Genomic DNA, 18,818 nt, shown 5'->3' on the forward strand with positions numbered 1-18,818 from the left:
TACATCATCGCATTACTGGCGACTGTCATTTGCCTGGCGCAACAGCGTGCGGCTTTCACTCTGGAATCGCGTGGCGTAATCACCGAACCAGTGCTCCACTTTACGGAAACTGTCGATAAAGGCTTGTTTATCGCCGTGTTCCAGCAAGGTGATCGCTTCGCCAAAACGCTGATAATAGCGCTTGATCAGCGCCAGATTATTTTCAGACGACATGATGATGTCGGCGTAAAGCTGCGGATCCTGGGCAAACAGTCGCCCGACCATCGCCAGCTCCAGACGATAGATTGGCGAGGAAAGCGCCAGCAATTGTTCAAGCTGAACGTTCTCTTCCGCCAGGTGCAGCCCATAGGCGAAGGTTGCAAAGTGGCGCAGCGCCTGAATAAACGCCATGTTCTGGTCATGCTCTACCGCGCTAATGCGGTGCAAACGTGCTCCCCAGACCTGGATCTGTTCCAGGAACCACTGGTAGGCTTCCGGCTGCCGTCCGTCACAGTAAACCACTACCTGCTTCGCCAGGCTTCCGCTGTCCGGGCCAAACATCGGGTGTAACCCAAGCACGGGGCCAGTGTGCGCCGCCAGCATTGCCTGTAGCGGACCATTTTTAACGGAGGCCAGGTCCACCAGTATGCAATCTTCCGGCAGCGGAGGAAGTTTCGCGATTATTTGCTCCGTCACATGGATCGGCACGCTGACGATAACCATTCCGGCGTCTTTCATCAGCTCCGGCGCGTGCGACCAGTCCTTTTTCTCCAGAATACGCACCTGATAGCCAGAAAGCGTCAGCATTTTCTCAAACAGACGCCCCATCTGCCCGCCACCACCGACGATAACCACCGGGCGCAGCGACGGACAGAGGGTTTTGAAGCCCTTGTCGTTTTCGCTGGAATAGGACTCCCGCATCACGCGACGCAGGACGTCCTCAATCAAATCAGGTGATACGCCCAGGGCCTGCGCCTCTTTACGGCGGGAGGCGAGCATAGAGGCCTCACGCTCCGGAACGTAAATCGGCAGTCCGTATTTACTTTTAACCTCGCCGACCTCAGCAACCAGTGCCATGCGGCGCGCCAGAAGATCCAGCAACGCCTTATCCACTTCATCAATTTGATCGCGTAATGCGGTCAATTCAGCAACCATAACTACCCTCTTATGCCAGACGCGTCGCCAGCTGGCCGTTCAAATCTTTGTGGATCTCACGCAGCAGCGCATCGGTGGTTTCCCAGCTAATGCAGGCATCGGTGACCGAGACGCCGGGCTTCATCGCGCTACGCGGCTGTTCCGATGACTGATTGCCTTCATGAATATTACTTTCAATCATCAGGCCGATAATTGAACGGTTGCCATCTTTAATCTGAGCAATCACAGATTCTGCAACCGCAGGCTGGCGACGGTAATCTTTATTCGAATTACCATGACTGCAATCTACCATCAGCGCCGGACGCAGTCCCGCCTGTTCCATCTCTTTTTCACACTGCGCGACATCCGCCGGGCTGTAGTTTGGCGCTTTACCACCGCGCAGGATCACATGCCCGTCCGGGTTGCCCTGCGTTTGCAGCAGGCATACCTGGCCCGCCTGGTTGATCCCGACAAAACGATGGGGCATGGCGGCGGCGCGCATGGCGTTAATCGCCGTGGCCAGGCTGCCGTCGGTACCGTTTTTAAAACCAACCGGCATAGACAGGCCAGACGCCATCTCGCGGTGGGTTTGTGACTCGGTGGTGCGCGCCCCAATCGCAGACCAGCTAAACAGATCGCCGAGGTACTGCGGGCTGTTCGGATCCAGCGCCTCGGTTGCCAGCGGCAGCCCCATGCTGACCAGCTCTACCAGCAGGCGACGCGCAATCTTCAGGCCGGCTTCCACATCAAACGAGCCATCCATGTGCGGATCGTTGATCAACCCTTTCCAGCCAACGGTCGTACGTGGCTTCTCAAAATAGACGCGCATCACCAGATAGAGGCTATCGCTGACCTCCTCCGCTAATGCTTTAAATCGACGAGCGTACTCAATGGCGGTTTCAGGATCGTGAATAGAGCAAGGACCACATACCACCAGCAGGCGCGGATCGCGGCCAGCGATAATGTCAGAAATGGTCTGGCGCGAGTGCTCAATCTGAGCTTCCTGCGCGACGCTCAGCGGGAATTCCGCCTTCAGTTGATCCGGGGTGATTAACACCTGTTCGTCAGTGATATGTACGTTGTTCAGCGCGTCTTTTTGCATGATTGCGATCCTGTCAAACTCGTTTGCGATAGTGGTTTTCCTCGAAGAGGTGACACAACGATATCACATTAAGTAAAGATTTCAATCCAAAATACGTACATATTACTTTACACCAACCCTTTAATTGCAAAAATAATGGCCTAAAATCGTAAAGTTAAAATTACACACGCACGCCTGTAAGCCAGGCTATGCTCACAAAAAGGAGAATAGCCATGCGTTCAATTGCTTTTATGTTGTTGTCGCTGATTTTGTCGGGTTGCCAGATCAATCCTTATACTTTTCAGCCTGACTGGACCAGACCGGACTGGTTCACGGCCGGTAAAGAAGACGCTATGAATGGTGTTCCGGTTAAAGATAACCAGGCTCTGGCCGATAGTTTTAATGACCCTCAGGTTGATCGAGCGGAATATCTTCGTGGCTACGCTGACGGACAGAAAAAAATATGCGAAGAGGGCTTTATTCACGCCTGGGGATTAGCGGGCAAATCATTTCCTGCCAGCTGCGATGCAACTGAAAATGCAGTAAAACTGCATGAATCCTGGCAACAAGGATTGGATGAAAGTATGCGTTCCAGCAGGCTTAATTGAGCCTGCCTTAATTCCTCTGAATATAGCTCACTGTAAGATTTAGCTTAGGTCAAAACAGGGATATTTCTGACATAATGACGGCTTTGATAAACAATGGTATTCTGCCGACAATTCTTAAGGACATCTATTTCCGGGGCGGTTTGGCGGATTCTGATGAGAAATGCAATCTTGATCGCTTTGCTCCGACTCCCCCTGGCGCTAATACTGTTCATTTTAGTAGCCCCTGCAACGGCAGGCTCGTTCACGGAAACGGATAAATCAGTACGTTCGATTGTTTCTGGCATTGTGAGCTACACCCGATGGCCAGCACTGTCCGGCCAGCCTAAGCTCTGTATTTATGCCTCTTCCCATTACAGACAGGCGCTCAGCAGTGAAGATGAACACAACCCGTTGCCCTATAGTCCTGTCATTGTGCACAGCGATCGGGAAGCACTCGCAGCAAGGTGTGATGCCCTCTATTTCGGGAGCGAGTCGCCGGCAAAACAACAGGAAATAATAAATCAATATCAGGGCCAGGCGTTGCTATTAATGTCAGAACAAAATCCTGAATGCGTTATTGGCAGCGCATTTTGTCTGATAATAGAGCACAACCTCGTCAGGTTTTCCGTAAATCTGGATGCGCTGGCGCGCAGTGGCGTAAGAGTCAATCCGGATGTATTAATGCTCGCACGGAATAAGAAGCATGAATAAGGAAGTCGCACCAACACCGCGTCCGACGTTTAAAAGAACGTTGCGACGAATCAGCATGATAAGCGTCATTATAACGATGACGTTTATATGGTTGCTGCTGTGTTTCGCTTCCGTGGTGACATTAAAGCAATACGCGCAAAAAAACCTCGAACTTACCGGCGCCACCATGAGCCACAGCCTTGAAGCCTCTCTGGTGTTCAACGATGCCGTGGCGGCAAATGAAACGCTGGCGACCCTCGGCAAGCAGGGGCAGTTCGCCGTGGCGGAAGTGCTTAACGCACATCATAAACGGTTTGCCTGGTGGTCATGGAACCCGGCGGATAATACCGACACGCTGGGCGCGCTGGTCAACCGGTGGTTGTTCCCTGTTCCTGTCGCACAGCCCATCATACATAATGGCAATGTGATTGGCGAAATTCGTCTGACCGCGCGAGACAGCCTGATTAGCCACTTTATCTGGCTCTCATTTGCGGTCCTCACCGGCTGCATTCTTTTTGCCTCTGCCGTCGCATTGACCATCACCCGCTCGCTACATCATGGCATGGTTGTTGAAATGCAAAACATCACTGACGTTGTGCATGACGTTCGCACTAACCGCAACTTCTCTCGCCGGGTAACGGAAGGCCGCATTGAAGAGTTCCACCAGTTTGGTGAAGACTTCAACAGCCTGCTGGATTAAATGGAAGAGTGGCAGCTCAAGCTACAGGCGAAAAACGCTCAACTGTTGCGTACCGCTATGCACGATCCGCTCACGGGGCTTGCAAACCGCGCCGCGTTTCGCAACAACATTGCGGCATTAATGAACGACGCTTCAGCAAAAACCAATTCTGCCCTGCTCTTCCTGGACGGTGATAACTTCAAGGTTATCAATGACACCTGGGGTCATGCCGCGGGTGACTGCGTACTGATCGAAGCCGCCAAAAGGATGGTCGAGTTTGGCGAAAAACGTCATCAGTCTTACCGTCTTGGCGGCGATGAATTTGCCATGATCCTTTACGGGGTCCACACCGCACGTGAGGTCGAATTTATTTGCGCTGCGCTGTCGCAGCAATTTATCCGTCCGTTTGATCTGCATAACGGGCACACAGCATCAATGTCCCTCAGCATTGGCTTTGCTCTGGCGTGGGAAAATGCCTCCGTTGAAGCATTACTGGAGCAAGCCGATCGCAATATGTATCTGGTCAAAAACCAGCGTTCGAAAACAATATCCTGAAAGGAAGACGATATGTTAAAGCGATACTTTGCGCCGTTAATACTGGCATCACTGGTAATGTCCGGATGCCAGTCATCCCCTGAAGGGAAATTCACGCCAGAGCAAATTGCGGCCATGAAATCCTACGGCTTTAACGAACTGAATGGCGACTGGTCTCTGGGCCTGTCGGATAAGATCCTGTTTGATAAAAATGACGCCAGGCTGCGCCCGGAAAGTGAAACGCAGATCCAGACTATGGCCTCACGCCTGGCGGCAACCGGTCTGAACCACGCCAGGATGGATGGCCATACGGATAATTATGGCGAAGAGAGCTACAACGAAGCGCTTTCGTTAAAACGTGCCAATGTTGTGGCGGATGCCTGGGCGAAGGGCGCGAACATCCCGCGCAGCAATCTCACTACGCGGGGCTTAGGCAAAAAATACCCTGTCAGCAGCAACCGCACTGCGCAGGGGCGCGCTGAAAACCGCCGGGTTGCGGTAGTCATCAGCACGCCTTAAGGCTATTTAACGGATGTTCCGGCGAGCGACACGCCTGAAACCGCTCGCCAGCGCAGCCAGTCAATCACAATAAAGACCGCCAGACTGACGCCCATTACCGGCAACGCCAGCCCCAGCAGGAGGCTTATCAGGAACGACACTCCCCTTCCCCACAGCGGCAATGCCAGCCAGCTTTGACAGAGCGTCTGTACCGGGTTCGCGGCTGACGTTGCAGGGCGACGCATCCACCACATCCGGTATCCCCAGATAATCAACACACACAGCGCAACGCCAAACCCGATGAGCAGCAGCTGATTTGCCAGACCAAACAGGATCCCCATATGGAAATCCACGCCCCAGCGGGTGAGTTTAGCCATCAGCGGGAAATCCCCGAAGCGAGTGCTGTCCAGCACCTTCAGTGAGTGGGGATCCACGGCAACGGCATCAACCTGCGTAGGCCAGCGGCGATCGATTTCCGTCACCGTCCAGGCCTGGTCGACCCTGCTTGCCGGACGGATCTCAACGTTGTTCGCATCAATCCCTGACTGGCGGGCGACCTGCAATACGTTGTCAAAAAGCGACAGTTTGACTGGCATTTCAGGCATCGTCATTCCCCCGTGATGACCACGATGTTCGGCGTGTTCATCCCTCATTTCCGGCGCACCGGAAAGGGTGGTGTTTACCTGCGGCGTCAGCCAGTTCATCTCTGCACGCAGCTTATCGACGTTGCCACCGGCCCATTGTGACCAGGTTAACCCGGTGACTGAGAACAGCAGCATTCCCGCCAGTAACGTCCAGCCTAAGATCACATGCAGGCGACGACGATTCTGGAAACGATTGTTAATACGGCGCTTCGGTCGGGTGTAGAACCACAGCGCGATCCCGCCCAGGGCAGCAACCCACATCCACGAGGCGGCTAACTCGCTATAGAGGCGCCCGATGTTGCCCAGCATCAGCGAGGTATGCAGATAATCGATAGTCTGACGCAGCGGTAAAATCCCGCTGGTGCCGTACACGGTCATATCCCCTCGAATCTCAAGGCTGGTGGGATCAATAAAAATAGCCCGATGCTCGGAGGGACCCAGCGCCGGGTCGGCAAACATCACGCGGGTCGTTTCGCCCTCTTCCAGCCCCGGACGAACAGCATGTAAACGCAGCGCTGAACCCACGGCCTTTTCCGCCACGGCAATTTGTTCAGCAAGAGGCTGCGCCTCACCCACGGCCTCCGTGTGGAGTGCATGATGGTACAGCGCATGTTCAAGCTGCGGCGTGGCGACGTACAGCGTTCCGGTCAGCGCTGCGAAGAAGATAAACGGACCGACAAACAGCCCGATATAGAAATGGAGGCGACGCAGCAGGTTTCCCCATGCCGCGCGCGGAGTGCAGGTAGTCATACTTTTCCTTTTTAAGGCAAAAAGTGAGTGATTTTGTTTTAAAGGGAGAAAGCAGACCGACGCGGCGGCGCGCGGGTATCGGGGTAAAGCCAGGGGAAAAAGTGCCAGTGGCTGACCGCCTGACGAGGCGGCTTCACGCGCAGCCGCTGCAACACCACGCTGAGCAGAACGATAAGCGCCAGCATCACGCCCGGAACATGCGCTAACAGCACGCAGTAGCCGCACGCCTCCGCATGGTCAACTGGCATAGAATGCGGCATATCACCATGATGCTCGTCCATCGACATCATGCTCATGTCGTGGTGCATGCCCGGCATGGCGCTCATGGGATCTTTTTGCAGCGAGACGGAGATCAGCGGCGCCACGACGATCAGCAGGATCGCAAACAGCGCGGTCAATGCCGCTGCGCGTTTCCAGCTATGCTGATGCAGTACGTTATCCACTTACCCTCCACCCAAGAGGCGAACATTGTAAATGATTTATGACGGAAGGGTTAACGCGAGAGGTGCGATGGGATAAAAAAAGGGCCAGCCTTTCGGCCAGCCCTTTCTAACAGGATGTCGCTTAAGCGAATCTTAGTTCAGACGCTTTTTACCTAACATATTGATAAGTATAAATTTTTGTTATAAAGGTTAGTTACATATATCTCTGGTGTAGCCAAATGCGGTCAAAAAAATACTGCGTGGGCAGTTTATGGTCATCACACATTGCTTATCATCCTTTCTTAGCCACGACCTCGGCAATTTTGGCTAGAAAATCCAATTCATCTTTATCGAATCTCCTGGCTTCTAGGAGCTCTGTCGTTTGCCCGCTTTCGAGTCTCCCAACATTGGAACTAAACTTCAATCTATCTAAAACAGCCATATAATCGACATTCTCAGAGTTAACTGAAAGTAGCTTTACCACAGCTAAGGTTTCCTCACGAGAGCGTTTTATCGCTTCATAATATCTGAATTCATCCATTGTGACTCTATATTGCTTGAGGAAGAAAAATGATATTAGCTCAATAAAAAAAAGGATACCAAACTTAGGAGCGAGATAAACCAGTTCATTTACGAAGCTGTTCGACTTCGGAATATTAACTACAGTCGATAGCGAATCAGAAACATGAACTTGCGAGTAAAAAAACACCAACCCCACTATTGAAAATATCACCCCAAACAGTAAATATAAACTACCTCGGCTATATATATCCTTAGATAACCTAGCGGAGCTCACGACCAAATTGCTTAAATACCCCTCAGCTAAATCTGATTTGCTTTTTTGAGGTTCATCATTCACAACACCAAGAGCCACTGAAGTAATTCTAACCTCGTCATTGATAGACAAGGCACGTCTAAGGATCATTTGTATCGGAGATATTCGATACACCATCGTAAATGCCAATGGAATCAAGCCCAAGACTAAAGCCTTAACACCTGCACTCATATTTAAAAACATGGAGAAAGCTGATGTTTCAGAAGGGACAGTATCGATCCCAGGAGATTTATAAATCATAAAAGTCAAGAAAGAAACATAGAACCATAAAAACATCTCCATGATATTTATAAGGCCGGGATTTCTTGCCATAAGGGAGATAACCCTTCGCTCACCACTTATTTTCTTCGCTCCATCAGTTAATTTCGAAGCATCTTCAGTAACTCTTTTTTCATCTTCATTATTTAAACTCATAAATTACCTAACTTAAATATTCACAAATGGATTAATTAATACGGCATATTCTAGATGTTCTGGAGCAAAATGGGCATATCTCATCGTCTCTCTAATGTTTGCACGCCCCAATATTTACTGTAAAACAAAAATATTCCCTTCATTCATCATAAAATGACTAGCAAACGTATGGCGTTTCAGCAAGCAATAGCAACTCTGGCTTTAGGGTGAAGGCCTGAGTAACAGGCCTTGCCTAACATATTTTAAATGGGTAATGAAAAAGCTATCGACTTACAGACATGCTGTCTTGTTAAAGCAGGATGTGTTGTTTTAAAAAGTGATAAAAAACTTTTAGCTTCAACTGAATCCTCATTCAAAGAAATATTATCTTTTATGAAAGGATAAAGTGCGATTCCTGCACACATTGACAACGGCACGTAATTTATAAATATATTGTCTTTTGCAAACCCGACTAGGCTTGCTTTAGCTTCAAATGAATCAGCATCTAAATAATTACGGATGCGTTCTTTAGCCTCTGGCCTAAGTCGAGATTCTTGACGCGGTAGAGAGAGCATCTCATCAATATCACCCCATGAGATAGGAACCTCAAAGTAACCTCCACCTTCTTCTTCAGGAGGAGCTGGGAAATTCACATAAAAATAGTTTTTTTGCTGTGTAGGATCATTCGTAGCCTGACGGTGAAAATTATAAATACTTCTTATACGGTTTGCCTTGTTATGATGCCGAGCATTTCTAATAACAAGCATCATTAACAACTCTGGTTTCAAGTACCAATCAGGCTCTAACCCATTACTTTGCATGTTGTCATACAAATTATGAAAAGCATTGAGCTGCGTGTTCAGGCCCGATTCTAAATTGCCAATTGCTTCAGCACGATCAACAGCCAACAAGCGCTGTAGCGACCAATTAGACTCTAATAAAACCCGGAAGGCCTGTGCAAGATCTTCAAAAGAGTGGGAAAGCATTCTTTATCCTTAATACGCACATTGAAGAAATTTCAGTGTAACCCAAATGAACGAAATAAACAGTAGGTAAAGACTAGCGGTAAGTAAAGCTAACAATAACTCTATCTATGTGGACATTCTATGTACACTGAAGTAAAGCTCCTTACCCAGCTTATCCTTCAGTATCCTGAATCGATACTTTGGCGTCCAGACTATGTGGTATTTGCAACGCCAATATACATGTGATGAACTCCTGTAAAGCCCCATGTCGGTCTGTCTCCTTTTACTTGTGGTGAGTAAGCAGAGATATTCCGATATGGGCATTCTTCAGGATATAGCCTTACAGGATCAATCACCACCTCCCTAGGAGGTGGTTTAGAGATGACAACAAAAAAAGGGGTTAGCATTACGCTAACCCCTTGTTCTATAACACGCTTTGGATGTCGCGTGATATGCGTTCTTAGTTCAGACGCTCTTTAATACGAGCAGACTTACCAGTACGCTCACGCAGGTAGTACAGTTTAGCTTTACGTACAGCACCACGACGTTTAACAGCAATGCTGTCAACTACCGGAGAGTGAGTCTGGAAGACACGCTCAACGCCTTCGCCGTTGGAAATTTTACGAACAGTGAATGCAGAGTGCAGACCGCGGTTACGAATAGCGATAACCACGCCCTCGAATGCCTGCAGACGTTTTTTGGAACCTTCAACAACCCATACTTTCACTTCCACGGTGTCACCTGGACGGAAGGAAGGTACGTCCTGCTTCATCTGCTCTTGTTCAAGTTGCTTAATAATGTTGCTCATAATTTAATCTCTTATCCTGGGTAAACTGATATTCGGGAGCGTATTACGCATTCCCATCATGTTCATGCTGCTGGTGCGCGTGTTCAGTTTTGAACTCGGCCAGCAACTTTGCTTGCTCTTCAGTCAGAGCCAGGTTTTCCAGAAGTTCAGGTCTTCTAAGCCAGGTTCGGCCCAGCGACTGCTTCAAACGCCAGCGACGTATCTCGGCATGGTTTCCAGACAGTAACACTGCCGGGACTTCCATCCCTTCTAACACTTCAGGACGAGTATAGTGTGGACAGTCCAGCAATCCATCGGCAAACGAATCTTCTGTCGCCGAAGCTTCATGGCCCAGTACACCCGGAATGAACCGGGCAACGGAGTCAATCAGCGTCATTGCTGGTAACTCACCACCGCTGAGAACGTAATCGCCGATAGACCATTCTTCGTCAATCTCGGTTTGAATTACGCGCTCATCTATCCCTTCGTAGCGACCACAGACCAGAATCAGCTTTTGATTCGTCGCCAGTTCGCTCACGCCCGCTTGATCAAGCTTGCGTCCCTGAGGTGACAGATAAATCACCTTCGCGCCTTCACCTGCCGCGGCTTTTGCTGTGTGAATGGCGTCCCGTAAGGGTTGCACCATCATCAACATCCCCGGTCCGCCGCCGTAAGGACGATCGTCCACGGTACGGTGCCGGTCGTGCGTGAAGTCACGAGGACTCCAGCTCTGGATGCTCAGCAGGCCATTCTTTACTGCCCGGCCAGTTACCCCGTAATCGGTAATCGCGCGGAACATTTCAGGAAACAGGCTAATTATGCCAATCCACATAGCGCCGTCTTTTACCGTTTATCCGGAGAATTTAAAAACCAGGATCCCAATCTACTTCAATGGTTTGAGTAGTGAGATCGACTTTCTTGATAACCTGTCCATCGAGGAACGGAACCAACCGCTCCTTGATGCCAAATGCATCTTTCAGGTTTGCCTTAATGACGAGAACGTCATTTGACCCGGTTTCCATCATGTCGATGACTTTCCCCAGGCTGTAGCCTTCAGTGGTCACTACCTGGCAACCCATAAGGTCTTTCCAGTAGTAGTCACCCTCTTCCAGCTGTGGCAACTGCGACGAATCCACGACAATTTCACAATTAGTCAGCGCATTCGCGGCATCACGATCGTCAATGCCTTTCAGCTTGATGATGATGTCCTGATTGTGGTGACGCCAGCTTTCCAGCTCGACCTCTTCCCACTTACCGGCTTTCTGGATAAACCAGGGCTGGTAATTAAAAATGCTATCAGCGTCTTCAGTGGAGGAAAACACTCTGAGCCAACCACGGATACCGTAGCAAGAACCCATTTTTCCCAATACGATCGGTTCAACAGGTGCTTTATTGCTCATCATGACCACCGTGACAGATTAAGCTGCTTTGTTTGCTGCTTTGATCAGCGTAGCAACGCGATCGGAAACAGTAGCGCCCTGGCCAACCCAGTGAGCGATACGATCCAGATCCAGACGGGTTTCTTCTTCTGCGCCAGCGGCCAGTGGGTTGAAGAAACCAACGCGCTCGATGAAGCGACCGTTGCGTGCATTACGGCTGTCAGTCACAACAACCTGGTAGAACGGACGCTTTTTAGCGCCGTGACGAGCTAAACGAATAGTTACCATAACATCCTCTTGTGTGAATAAAACAACCGGGCCCCATCGAGGAACGGAGCCCGGGTGTCATATTAAAAGCCCGAAAATTTTACTCATTTTCGGGCAAAAAGCAATCTCAAAAGCGATTAACGCCCAGGAAAACCGGGAGGCATCATGCCTTTCATGCCGCGCATCATCTTCGCCATGCCGCCTTTCTTCATTTTCTTCATCATGCGCTGCATGTCGTCGAACTGTTTCAGAAGGCGGTTAACGTCCTGCACCTGCATGCCGCAACCGGCTGCGATACGGCGTTTACGGGAACCTTTGATGATTTCTGGCTTCGCGCGCTCTTTCAGCGTCATCGAGTTGATGATGGCCTCCATACGCACCAGCACTTTGTCATCCATCTGGGATTTGACGTTGTCCGGGATCTGGCCCATGCCTGGCAGTTTGCCCATCAGGCTTGCCATGCCGCCCATGTTTTTCATCTGACGCAGCTGCTCAAGGAAGTCGGTCAGATCGAAACCGTCGCCCTTTTTCAGCTTGCTGGCGAGTTTTTCCGCCTGCGCGCGGTCAACCTTGCTTTCAATATCTTCGATCAGCGACAGCACGTCGCCCATGCCGAGGATACGGGAGGCAATACGATCCGGATGGAACGGCTCCAGCGCTTCGGTTTTCTCGCCCACGCCGAGGAACTTGATTGGCTTACCGGTGATATGACGAATAGAGAGCGCCGCACCGCCGCGGGCATCGCCGTCGACTTTGGTCAGCACCACGCCGGTTAACGGCAGGGCTTCGTTAAACGCTTTTGCGGTGTTCGCTGCATCCTGACCGGTCATGGCGTCAACAACAAACAGGGTCTCTACCGGATTGATAGAGGCATGCACCTGCTTGATTTCGTCCATCATCGCTTCGTCAACGTGCAGACGACCGGCGGTATCCACCAGCAGCACGTCGTAGAATTTCAGCTTCGCCTCTTTCAGCGCCGCGTTAACGATATCGACAGGCTTCTGCGCCACGTCGGACGGGAAGAAGTCTACGCCAACCTGCTCGGCCAGCGTTTCCAGCTGTTTGATCGCCGCCGGGCGATACACGTCCGCCGACACCACCAGCACCTTTTTCTTGTGCTTTTCACGCAGGAATTTCCCCAGCTTACCGACACTGGTGGTTTTACCCGCACCTTGCAGACCCGCCATCAGCACGACGGCCGGCGGCTGAGCCGCCAGGTTTAGCACCTGGTTCTCTTCGCCCATCGCCGAAACCAGCTCGTTACGGACGATTTTGACGAACTCCTGACCCGGAGTCAGGCTCTTGTTCACTTCATGGCCAACCGCTTTCTCTTTCACGCGGTTGATAAAATCACGCACGACCGGCAACGCGACGTCTGCTTCCAGCAGCGCCATGCGCACTTCGCGCAGCGTTTCCTTGATGTTCTCTTCGGTGAGGCGTCCACGGCCGCTGATGTTGCGCAGCGTGCGCGACAAACGATCGGTTAAATTATCAAACATTGTCTCTCGCCTGGGGTAGAAACGTTAGGTCGCCTGGGCGACACATACACAGAATTTTGCCGGAGTATAACATGAAGGCGCCTTTGTTGTTATGCAACGGTTGGAGCAGGCGTCACGTAACGTTATACTGCTTCTCTTTCTTATTAAGACAACTGTCGACGCCTATATGCCTGTTTTCGCACTGATCGCCCTTGTTGCCTACTCTGTCAGCCTCGCGCTGATCATTCCTGGCCTGCTGCAAAAAAACAGCGGCTGGCGGCGCATGGCTATTCTTTCGGCAGTGATCGCACTGATTAGCCATGCGTTTGCGCTGGAATCACGCATCATTCCCGGCGACGGCAGCGTGCAGAATCTGAGCGTACTGAACGTCGGCTCGCTGGTCAGCCTGATGATCTGTACGGTCATGACCATTGTCGCGTCTAAAAACCGTGGCTGGCTGCTGCTGCCGATAGTCTACGCCTTTGCGCTGATCAACCTGGCGTTAGCCACGTTCATGCCCAATGAGTTTATTACTCACCTGGAAGCCACGCCGGGGATGCTGGTGCATATTGGCCTGTCGCTGTTCTCCTACGCGACGCTGATCATCGCCGCCCTTTACGCCATGCAACTCGCCTGGATTGACTACCAGCTGAAAAATAAAAAGCTGGCGTTTAATCACGAAATGCCGCCGCTGATGGTGATTGAGCGTAAGATGTTCCACATCACCCAGGTCGGTGTGGTTCTGCTGACGCTGACGCTGTGCACGGGCTTGTTTTATATGAAGAACCTGTTCAGCGTGGAGAATATCGATAAAGCGGTCCTCTCCATCATCGCGTGGTTTGTCTATATTGTCCTGTTATGGGGCCATTATCATGAAGGCTGGCGCGGTCGTCGCGTGGTCTGGTTCAACGTAGCGGGTGCGGGCATTCTCACGCTTGCCTATTTTGGTAGCCGCTTCATACAGCAATTTGCTGGCTAAGTAACAAAAGGAGTTCCCCCTGGAACACATCTCTACCACCACGCTGATCGTCATTCTGGTCATCATGGTGGTCATCTCCGCTTATTTCTCTGGCTCTGAAACCGGCATGATGACGCTGAACCGCTACCGGTTACGTCATCGCGCCAAGCAGGGTAACCGTGCCGCGCGTCGTGTCGAAAAGCTTCTGCGTAAGCCGGACCGGCTGATTAGCCTGGTGCTTATCGGTAACAACCTGGTCAATATTCTCGCCTCTGCACTGGGCACCATCGTCGGGATGCGTCTGTACGGCAACGCAGGCGTGGCGATTGCCACAGGTGTGCTCACGTTTGTGGTGCTGGTGTTTGCGGAAGTGCTGCCCAAAACCATCGCCGCCCTTTACCCGGAAAAAGTCGCCTACCCGAGCAGCTTCCTGTTAGCACCGCTGCTTATTCTGATGATGCCGCTGGTCTGGCTGCTGAATATGGTGACACGGGTGCTGATGCGCATGGTCGGTATAAAGGCAGACGTCACCATCAGTAGCGCGCTCAGCAAAGACGAACTGCGTACCATCGTGAATGAATCCCGCTCGCAGATCTCCCGCCGCAATCAGGACATGCTCCTGTCGGTGCTGGATCTGGAAAAGGTCAGCGTTGACGACATCATGGTGCCGCGCAATGAAATCGTCGGGATTGATATCAACGACGACTGGAAGGCCATTGTCCGCCAGCTGACGCACTCCCCGCACGGGCGTATCGTCCTCTATCGCGATTCTCTCGACGATGCCATCAGCATGCTGCGCGTGCGCGAGGCCTATCGTCTGATGACTGAGAAAAACGAGTTCACCAAAGAGGTAATGCTGCGCGCCGCCGACGAAATTTACTACGTGCCGGAAGGCACCCCACTCAGCACGCAGCTGGTGAAGTTCCAGCGAAACAAGAAGAAAGTAGGCCTGGTGGTGGATGAATACGGCGACATACAGGGGCTGGTGACGGTCGAAGATATTCTGGAAGAGATTGTAGGGGACTTTACCACGTCAATGTCGCCTTCCCTTGCGGAAGAAGTCACCCCGCAAAACGACGGGTCAGTGCTTATCGACGGCAGCGCCAACATTCGTGAAATCAATAAAGCGTTCAACTGGCATTTGCCGGAAGACGAAGCGCGGACGATGAACGGTATGATCCTGGAAGCGCTGGAAGAGATCCCGGCGGCAGGCACGCGCGTGCGCATTGAACAGTATGATATTGATATTCTGGACGTTCAGGACAACATGATTAAGCAGGTGAAGGTCCTGCCCGTTAAGCCTCTACGCGAAAGTATTGCCGAATAAAATGTAGGCCGGGTAAGGCGAACGCCGCCACCCGGCACTACAGGCAGCACGTTATGCTTTCGCTTTCGCCACGGTCACCATCGCAGCGCGAATAGTACGACCGTTCAGGGTATACCCTTTCTGCATCACGCCCAGCACGTTACCCGCGGCAACGTCTTCGGATTCCACCATCGCAATGGCCTGGTGAACGTTTGGATCCAGCGGTACATCCGTATCGGCAATCACTTCAACACCGAACTTACGCACCACATCCAGCATGGATTTCAGCGTCAGCTCAATTCCTTCAATCATCGCCGCGTTATCCGGGTTAGCTTTATCCGCCACTTCCAGCGCGCGATCCAGGCTGTCGATCACCGGAAGCAGTTCGTTGACGAATTTCTCCAGCGCAAATTTGTGCGCCTTTTCAACGTCCAGCTCGGTACGACGGCGCAGGTTTTCCATTTCCGCTTTGATACGCAGTACGCCATCGCGTTCGCGATTCTGCGCTTCTACCAACTGAGCTTCCAGGTTGGCAATTTTTTCATCGCGCGGGTCCACCTGCTCAGCAGACGTGTCTGGCTCTACTGCCTCAACTTCATCGTGCTGTTCCGTGATAATTTCTTCAGGGGCTTGCCCCTCAGGCGTTTTCTGTTCTTTACTACTCATGAATTTCTCCGCGTTTTTCTGCATTCATCTCGCTAACTTCGCTTATTATGGGGATCAGTTTCCTGGATTCAAGGGAACAAGGCAGATTGTCATCATTCATCAGGCACAAGGACCTCCAGAAAATGAATAATCATTTCAGGTGTATTGGGATCGTCGGCCATCCGCGTCACCCTACCGCATTGACGACACATGAAATGTTGTATCGCTGGCTGTGTGGTAAAGGCTATGAAGTGATGGTCGAGCAGCAGATCGCCCAGGAGTTGCAGCTTAAAAGCGTCAGAACCGGCACGCTGGCGGAAATTGGCCAGCAGGCGGATCTCGCCGTGGTGGTCGGTGGCGACGGCAATATGCTGGGCGCGGCGCGAACGCTGGCTCGCTATGATATTAAGGTTATTGGTATTAACCGTGGCAATCTCGGTTTCCTGACCGACCTCGACCCGGACAATGCGCAGCAGCAGCTGGCGGACGTGCTGGAAGGCCACTATATCAGTGAAAAACGGTTTTTACTGGAAGCCCAGGTGTGTCAGCAAGACTGCCAGAAGCGCATCAGCACCGCCATTAACGAGGTGGTTCTCCATCCCGGTAAAGTGGCGCACATGATCGAGTTCGAAGTCTATATCGACGAAATCTTCGCTTTCTCGCAGCGTTCTGACGGGCTGATTATTTCAACCCCGACGGGGTCAACTGCCTACTCGCTTTCAGCCGGAGGCCCAATCCTGACGCCATCGCTGGATGCCATTACCCTGGTGCCGATGTTCCCGCATACGCTCTCGGCGCGTCCGCTGGTGATCAACGGCGACAGCACCATCCGCCTGCGTTTTTCCCATCGCCGTAACGACCTGGAGATCAGCTGCGACAGTCAGATTGCGCTCCCCATTCAGGAAGGTGAAGATGTCCTCATTCGCCGCTGCGATTACCATCTGAACCTGATTCACCCGAAAGATTACAGCTATTTCAACACATTAAGCTCCAAGCTCGGCTGGTCAAAAAAATTGTTCTGATTTTGCATCCAGCACTTTACTGTATATAAAACCAGTTTATACTGTATACAAACACAGTTATGGTTTTTCATACAGGAAAACAATTATGCTGGCACAACTGACCATCAGCAACTTTGCCATTGTTCGTGAGCTTGAGATCGACTTCCATAGCGGAATGACGGCGATTACCGGTGAAACCGGTGCAGGTAAATCCATTGCCATTGATGCCCTCGGCTTGTGCCTCGGCGGTCGTGCTGAGGGGGATATGGTGCGCACAGGCGCCGCCCGTGCCGATCTCTGCGCCCGCTTCTCGTTGAAAGACACACCTGCCGCCCTGCGCTGGCTGGAAGCGAACCAGCTCGAAGACGGACGTGAGTGTTTACTTCGCCGCGTCATCAGCAGCGATGGCCGCTCCCGCGGTTTTATCAATGGTACAGCGGTTCCCCTTTCCCAGCTTCGCGAGCTGGGCCAGCTGCTCATCCAGATCCATGGTCAGCATGCGCACCAGCAGTTAATCAAACCCGAACAACAGAAAGCCCTGCTTGATGGCTACGCAGGTGAGTACGCGCTTACTCAACTCATGGCGGAGCACTATCGTCAGTGGCATCAAAGCTGCCGCGAACTTGCGCAGCATCAGCAGCAAAGCCAGGAGCGTACCGCGCGCGCCGAGCTGCTGGAATATCAGCTGAAAGAGCTGAACGAATTTAACCCGCAGGCGGGTGAATTTGAGCAAATCGACGAAGAGTACAAGCGTCTGGCCAACAGCGGTCAGCTGCTTTCCACCAGCCAGACTGCCCTTAATATGCTGGCGGATGGCGAAGACGTGAATTTGCAGAGCCAGCTGTATAACGTGCGTCAGCTTGTGACCGAACTGACCGGCATGGACAATAAGCTTTCTGGCGTACTGGAAATGCTGGAAGAGGCCGCGATTCAGATTTCAGAAGCCGGGGATGAACTGCGCCACTACTGTGAACGTCTGGATCTCGACCCGAACCGTCTGTTCGAGCTTGAGCAACGCATCTCCCGGCAGATTTCACTGGCGCGTAAGCATCACGTAACCCCGGAAGAGCTGCCGAATTACTATCAGTCTCTGCTGGAGGAACAGCAGCAGCTGGACGATCAGGCCGATTCCCTTGAAACCTTGTCTCTGGCGGTTAATCTGCATCATCAGCAGGCGCTGGAAACGGCGAAACGGCTGCATGACGTGCGGCAACACTATGCGCTGGAGCTTAGCCAGCACATTACCGACAGCATGCATACGCTGGCGATGCCGCATGGGGTGTTCACCATAGATGTTCGCTTTGAAGAGAATCACCTGACGGCGGAAGGCGCAGATCGCGTAGAATTCCGCGTCACCACCAACCCGGGCCAACCTTTGCAGGCGATTTCGAAAGTGGCTTCCGGCGGTGAACTGTCGCGTATCGCCCTGGCCATTCAGGTGATTACCGCCCGTAAAATGGAAACCCCGGCGTTGATTTTCGATGAAGTGGATGTGGGGATCAGCGGCCCGACCGCGGCCGTTGTCGGCAAACTGCTGCGTCAGTTAGGTGAATCGACGCAGGTCATGTGTGTGACTCACCTGCCGCAGGTCGCCGGTTGTGGTCATCACCACTTTATCGTCAGCAAGGAAACCGATGGCGAAATGACGGAAACGCACATGAAGCCGCTGGATAAACGCTCACGCTTGCAGGAGCTGGCACGCCTGCTCGGCGGCAGTGAAGTCACCCGCAATACGCTTGCGAATGCGAAAGAACTGCTGGCGGCATAAACTTTTTCGGGATCTCAGGGTCATACAGAACAACAAAA

19 protein-coding genes and 3 pseudogenes are annotated in these 18,818 nt (G+C 51.9%); 8 read left to right on the forward strand and 14 right to left on the reverse strand.

The window, feature by feature from the left end; genetic code table 11:
- Positions 1 to 12 precede the first annotated feature (12 nt).
- Positions 13 to 1,134 carry a bifunctional chorismate mutase/prephenate dehydrogenase gene (gene tyrA, locus O1721_RS20705; RefSeq protein ID WP_032649144.1) on the reverse strand — a complete coding sequence of 374 codons (1,122 nt, stop codon included), beginning with the start codon at positions 1,132 to 1,134 and terminating at the stop codon, positions 13 to 15.
- A 10-nt stretch (positions 1,135 to 1,144) separates the two neighbouring features.
- The gene (aroF, locus tag O1721_RS20710; protein WP_006811632.1) at positions 1,145 to 2,215 is read right to left on the reverse strand and encodes a 3-deoxy-7-phosphoheptulonate synthase AroF; all 1,071 of its coding nucleotides are present in this window, start codon (positions 2,213 to 2,215) and stop codon (positions 1,145 to 1,147) included.
- Between the two features lie 212 nt (positions 2,216 to 2,427).
- Here aroF and O1721_RS20715 point away from each other — a divergent pair, with 212 nt between their 5' ends.
- The 4 genes and pseudogenes from O1721_RS20715 (at position 2,428) to O1721_RS20730 (ending at position 5,203) form a co-directional block, all read left to right on the forward strand.
- Positions 2,428 to 2,802 (forward strand): DUF2799 domain-containing protein, encoded by a 375-nt coding sequence (locus O1721_RS20715; protein ID WP_032649145.1) that lies wholly within the window; start codon positions 2,428 to 2,430, stop codon positions 2,800 to 2,802.
- A 153-nt stretch (positions 2,803 to 2,955) separates the two neighbouring features.
- On the forward strand, positions 2,956 to 3,492 hold the full coding sequence (gene yfiR / locus O1721_RS20720) for a regulatory sequestration protein YfiR (RefSeq protein ID WP_032619208.1): 537 nt from the start codon (positions 2,956 to 2,958) through the stop codon (positions 3,490 to 3,492).
- Positions 3,485 to 4,705: pseudogene (dgcN, locus tag O1721_RS20725) on the forward strand (diguanylate cyclase DgcN/YfiN). The gene yfiR and the pseudogene dgcN overlap by 8 nt, the downstream one beginning before the upstream one ends.
- Positions 4,706 to 4,717: 12 nt before the next feature.
- Positions 4,718 to 5,203 (forward strand): OmpA family protein, encoded by a 486-nt coding sequence (locus O1721_RS20730; protein ID WP_017382956.1) that lies wholly within the window; start codon positions 4,718 to 4,720, stop codon positions 5,201 to 5,203.
- A gap of 2 nt (positions 5,204 to 5,205) precedes the next feature.
- Here the strand turns inward: O1721_RS20730 and O1721_RS20735 are convergent, their stop codons facing one another.
- The 11 genes and pseudogenes from O1721_RS20735 to ffh all read right to left on the reverse strand — a co-directional run bounded on the left by O1721_RS20735 (position 5,206) and on the right by ffh (position 13,123).
- On the reverse strand, positions 5,206 to 6,576 hold the full coding sequence (locus tag O1721_RS20735; protein WP_032649146.1) for a PepSY-associated TM helix domain-containing protein: 1,371 nt from the start codon (positions 6,574 to 6,576) through the stop codon (positions 5,206 to 5,208).
- A gap of 38 nt (positions 6,577 to 6,614) precedes the next feature.
- Entirely contained in the window at positions 6,615 to 7,019 is a 405-nt protein-coding gene (locus O1721_RS20740) for a DUF2946 domain-containing protein (protein ID WP_017382958.1), read from the reverse strand.
- A 271-nt stretch (positions 7,020 to 7,290) separates the two neighbouring features.
- The gene (locus tag O1721_RS20745; protein WP_050594989.1) at positions 7,291 to 8,247 is read right to left on the reverse strand and encodes a hypothetical protein; all 957 of its coding nucleotides are present in this window, start codon (positions 8,245 to 8,247) and stop codon (positions 7,291 to 7,293) included.
- A gap of 12 nt (positions 8,248 to 8,259) precedes the next feature.
- Positions 8,260 to 8,421: pseudogene (locus O1721_RS20750) on the reverse strand (tyrosine-type recombinase/integrase); the annotation flags it as partial.
- Positions 8,422 to 8,489: 68 nt separating this feature from the next.
- The gene (locus O1721_RS20755) at positions 8,490 to 9,212 is read right to left on the reverse strand and encodes a hypothetical protein (protein ID WP_063413693.1); all 723 of its coding nucleotides are present in this window, start codon (positions 9,210 to 9,212) and stop codon (positions 8,490 to 8,492) included.
- A gap of 120 nt (positions 9,213 to 9,332) precedes the next feature.
- Positions 9,333 to 9,458: pseudogene (locus tag O1721_RS20760) on the reverse strand (transposase); the annotation flags it as partial.
- A 193-nt stretch (positions 9,459 to 9,651) separates the two neighbouring features.
- A complete protein-coding gene (gene rplS / locus O1721_RS20765; protein ID WP_002914145.1) occupies positions 9,652 to 9,999 on the reverse strand; it encodes a 50S ribosomal protein L19 in 348 nt (115 codons plus the stop codon).
- A 43-nt stretch (positions 10,000 to 10,042) separates the two neighbouring features.
- Positions 10,043 to 10,810 carry a tRNA (guanosine(37)-N1)-methyltransferase TrmD gene (gene trmD / locus O1721_RS20770; protein ID WP_014832949.1) on the reverse strand — a complete coding sequence of 256 codons (768 nt, stop codon included), beginning with the start codon at positions 10,808 to 10,810 and terminating at the stop codon, positions 10,043 to 10,045.
- Between the two features lie 31 nt (positions 10,811 to 10,841).
- Positions 10,842 to 11,381: a ribosome maturation factor RimM gene (gene rimM / locus O1721_RS20775; protein ID WP_015571575.1), complete on the reverse strand. Its 540-nt coding sequence runs from the start codon at positions 11,379 to 11,381 to the stop codon at positions 10,842 to 10,844.
- 15 nt (positions 11,382 to 11,396) lie between these two features.
- Complete coding sequence (gene rpsP, locus O1721_RS20780) at positions 11,397 to 11,645, reverse strand: 30S ribosomal protein S16 (RefSeq protein ID WP_003863133.1); 249 nt, start codon at positions 11,643 to 11,645, stop codon at positions 11,397 to 11,399.
- Positions 11,646 to 11,761: 116 nt separating this feature from the next.
- Positions 11,762 to 13,123, reverse strand: a complete 1,362-nt coding sequence (gene ffh, locus O1721_RS20785) for a signal recognition particle protein (RefSeq protein WP_003863132.1) — start codon at positions 13,121 to 13,123, stop codon at positions 11,762 to 11,764.
- Positions 13,124 to 13,289: 166 nt separating this feature from the next.
- On the opposite strand from ffh, the gene O1721_RS20790 reads away from it, so the two are divergent.
- Both O1721_RS20790 and O1721_RS20795 read left to right on the forward strand, forming a co-directional pair.
- Positions 13,290 to 14,081 (forward strand): cytochrome C assembly family protein, encoded by a 792-nt coding sequence (locus tag O1721_RS20790; protein WP_014832951.1) that lies wholly within the window; start codon positions 13,290 to 13,292, stop codon positions 14,079 to 14,081.
- 19 nt (positions 14,082 to 14,100) lie between these two features.
- Positions 14,101 to 15,387 carry an HlyC/CorC family transporter gene (locus O1721_RS20795; protein WP_026094274.1) on the forward strand — a complete coding sequence of 429 codons (1,287 nt, stop codon included), beginning with the start codon at positions 14,101 to 14,103 and terminating at the stop codon, positions 15,385 to 15,387.
- 51 nt (positions 15,388 to 15,438) lie between these two features.
- Here the strand turns inward: O1721_RS20795 and grpE are convergent, their stop codons facing one another.
- Positions 15,439 to 16,032 carry a nucleotide exchange factor GrpE gene (gene grpE / locus O1721_RS20800; RefSeq protein ID WP_003863126.1) on the reverse strand — a complete coding sequence of 198 codons (594 nt, stop codon included), beginning with the start codon at positions 16,030 to 16,032 and terminating at the stop codon, positions 15,439 to 15,441.
- 122 nt (positions 16,033 to 16,154) lie between these two features.
- Between grpE and nadK the strand changes: the two genes are divergently transcribed.
- Entirely contained in the window at positions 16,155 to 17,033 is an 879-nt protein-coding gene (nadK, locus tag O1721_RS20805) for an NAD(+) kinase (protein ID WP_017383004.1), read from the forward strand.
- Positions 17,034 to 17,118: 85 nt separating this feature from the next.
- Positions 17,119 to 18,780: a DNA repair protein RecN gene (gene recN, locus O1721_RS20810; protein WP_015571579.1), complete on the forward strand. Its 1,662-nt coding sequence runs from the start codon at positions 17,119 to 17,121 to the stop codon at positions 18,778 to 18,780.
- Positions 18,781 to 18,818 lie beyond the last annotated feature (38 nt).

The sequence above is a fragment of the Enterobacter cloacae complex sp. HYC033_NIDB genome (assembly GCF_056673335.1).